Origin of the sequence: Ruminococcus callidus ATCC 27760 (assembly GCF_000468015.1) — a bacterium.
In the GTDB taxonomy this organism is placed as follows: domain Bacteria; phylum Bacillota; class Clostridia; order Oscillospirales; family Ruminococcaceae; genus Ruminococcus_C; species Ruminococcus_C callidus.
In genome coordinates, this window is the sequence record NZ_KI260304.1 from 32,746 (window position 1) to 34,943 (window position 2,198).

The window sequence follows — 2,198 nt, forward strand, 5'->3', positions numbered from 1 at the left end:
CCACCCCGTGGGGAGTCACCCCTTTCAGGGGAGGTTTTTTATTTCCGTTCCTTTTAGTGTATAGGCTTCTATTTTAGGAGAAGCTTATTCCTGTTCTCAAAAAATCCCTTGACAGCACCGCCGGAATTCGGTATAATAAACCAAGAACAATCGCACAGAATGTGCAGTATTGCCAGAAACATCAGAGCGTGCTGTTGAAGCATGCTCTGCCGAAAAGGAGAATATACATGGAAGTTTACCGCATTCACATGGGCAAGGCAAAGTGTGCCGTTGATCTGGGGGACGGCAGCGAACGGGGTGAATATGTCGATCAGGATTACATTCTGGCGAAAATGGGCAGACCTCACCGCAGTATCAGCCTGATGTACTGCTATTATCCGCTGGACGAAGGCTGGCCGGGGCGTGCCAGCGTGGTACACGCCAGCCCTGATGTCAGCTTTGCGTGGGATTATCCCTACGATGACTATTTCACCTACAAGGGCGGACTGGGCGGCAGCACCGACGGCGAACCGTTCAACTACATGCGGGAGATCCGGCAGCACGGACAGGACGTTTCCCTGACACTGACCATTGATCCCCACGTTTCCGATGAACATCTGGCGGCGATCGGCGAGGATCTGAAGTCCTTCGGCAGAGTGTTCCTGCGTATCAACCACGAGGCAACGGGCAACTGGTTCTCGTTCAACAAACGCTGCACCTATCAGGAAGTGGCAGACTTTTTTGTCCGTGCCAGCCGTATCATCAAGGAGCATGCTCCCAACGTGCAGACCATTATCTGCATCGGCGGCATCGAGGATCTCTCCAAGGAGGAAATGGAAAAGGAAGCCGAGTTCGCACAGACCATTCCCGCAGCTGACATCTGGTCGGTGGACAAGTACATGGCACTGCACTGGGGCTGGCCCTATGACGTGGCAGAACACGGCGGCACTACTCACAGCCGCGGCACTGTGGCGGACACCTACGAGAAAACCAAACGCAGCTTCGAACGGTTCCGTTATCTCAACGGCGGCGTGGAAAAGCCTATGACTATGGCAGAGTTCAACGCTGACGGCGACGTGACCGGTCCTTATGAACAGGCAGACATGGTAAAGGAATTCTGCGATACACTGGAACGGGAACAGGCGGACTGGTTCAGTGCGTTCACGTTCTACCAGTTCCGCGACCGCGGCAGACTGGGGCTGGAGATCGAGGATCCCAACAATGCAAATGTGGGAATCGCACAGCCGGTGCTGGATACCTATAAGGAAATCATTCAGCGTGACTGGTTCAGGCCCCAGATCACCCGTCGGGCAGGCGAGGTACAGCTGCCGGTGACACTCCGCTGGAGCAACTCCGAGGACGCGGAAGGTCTGGAAATCCCGCTGCATTTTGAGAAGAACCCCACATTCTGCGAACTGACCTTTACCGAGGAAAGCAACCTGATGCTGGAACTGAACGGCAAGTGGTTCTATAAGGCACCCAAGACCAAGACGGTAGATCTGATGGCGGCATTCTTCGAGAAGCCTTTGTAGGGCGAAGCTGACCTGACCTTGAAAATTTTCGCACCGCCGGCAACCGGTGAGAATGACCTGTCTGTGAAAGACGGGCTTTACCACTGCGACACCGTTCTCCACGAACTGCCGCAGATCCGGATTCGGTTTGCACCGGTGGAAGCGTAACATGCCAATGTTTCCGAAAAAATAACACTTGACAAAAACTTGTGAATCATGTATAATTTAAGTAACGTTATGAAAGTCGGAATTGTAAGAGATTATCGGAAAACATGAAATTTCAGAAAAGCAGTATGTTTTTCGGAAGATTCCGGAGATTGGAGTTACTAAACATGGGTATTTTTGACAAGATGAATCAGGTGAGCCGCAATGTGGCAGAATCTTCCAAGAGTGCTGCGGAAACCAGCAATCTGAAAAAGAAGATCGCATACGAAAAGGAACGGATTCAGGAAGTAATGACCGAGATCGGCAGACTGTTCTATGAGAATCCGAACGGCGATCATCAGGAAGAACTGAAGCTGTGTGCAGACATCGACGACAGAAAGCGTCGTATTGCCAGCATGCAGGGCGACCTGAGCACGCTGAAGGGTGTTCGCATCTGCGGCAAGTGCGGTGCACGGTTCGACGAGAAGTACACCTTTGACTTCTGCGGCAAGTGCGGTGCAAAGCTGAGTTAAGGCAACACCGCACAAAGCCCGCCTGACGGCT

At 52.5% G+C, this 2,198-nt stretch carries 3 protein-coding genes; all 3 read left to right on the forward strand.

Going from position 1 to position 2,198, the window contains the following annotated elements; all coding sequences use genetic code 11:
- The first annotated feature begins 227 nt into the window (after positions 1–227).
- Positions 228–1,511, forward strand: a complete 1,284-nt coding sequence (locus RUMCAL_RS02015; RefSeq protein ID WP_021680777.1) for a glycoside hydrolase family 26 protein — start codon at positions 228–230, stop codon at positions 1,509–1,511.
- 18 nt (positions 1,512–1,529) lie between these two features.
- Positions 1,530–1,658, forward strand: coding sequence for a hypothetical protein (locus tag RUMCAL_RS16620; protein WP_021680778.1), 129 nt, complete (start codon positions 1,530–1,532; stop codon positions 1,656–1,658).
- 164 nt (positions 1,659–1,822) lie between these two features.
- On the forward strand, positions 1,823–2,167 hold the full coding sequence (locus tag RUMCAL_RS02020; RefSeq protein ID WP_051343602.1) for a hypothetical protein: 345 nt from the start codon (positions 1,823–1,825) through the stop codon (positions 2,165–2,167).
- Positions 2,168–2,198 lie beyond the last annotated feature (31 nt).